This window comes from Flavobacterium sp. LC2016-23, from assembly GCF_009674775.1.
Taxonomy (GTDB): domain Bacteria; phylum Bacteroidota; class Bacteroidia; order Flavobacteriales; family Flavobacteriaceae; genus Flavobacterium.
Genome location: NZ_WKKE01000077.1, coordinates 1 through 614, shown reverse-complemented (window position 1 = coordinate 614; position 614 = coordinate 1). Strand labels below are relative to the sequence as shown.

Sequence of the window (614 nt, the reverse complement as noted above, 5' to 3'; positions counted from 1 at the left end):
AATGTTTTTGAAAATGATACTAAAAACGGAGCAGCATTAATTCCATCAGAAGTAAAACTGACAGTAACTACAGCCGATCCAAAAGGATATTTGACGTTAGATGTAAATGGAAACGCCATATTAGGCGCTAACGCTCCGGCAGGAACTTATGAACTGACGTATGAAATCTGTGAGTTGTTAAACCCAACCAACTGCAGTTCAAACCAGGTAAAAGTAACAATCACAGCACCGGGAATCGACGCCGTTGCGGACAATCTAGGATCCATAAACGGAAATGCAGGCGGAACCACAACAGTTTCCTTAATTGCAGGTGATACCGTAAACGGAGCACAAGCCGTAATCGGAACCAATGCGGGAGAGGTAAAACTAACGGTAACCACTCCAATACCGGCAGGACTGACCATCAATACCGACGGTACTGTAACAGTTGGAGCGAATACACCGGCAGGAAGTTACAATTTAGAATATACCATTTGTGAAATTAATAATCCGGGCAACTGTGATACGGCAACTTCAACAGTTGTAGTTACAGCAGGGGTTTTGGTAGCGAATTTAGATACCGTTCCGTCAACCATTAGTTCGAATACGCCAAAAACCTTAATCAATGTTTTTGA

The 614-nt window shown here is 42.7% G+C and carries 1 pseudogene; it reads left to right on the top strand.

The features are described 5' to 3' along the window. Positions 1-614: pseudogene (locus GJU43_RS22935) on the top strand (hypothetical protein); the annotation flags it as partial.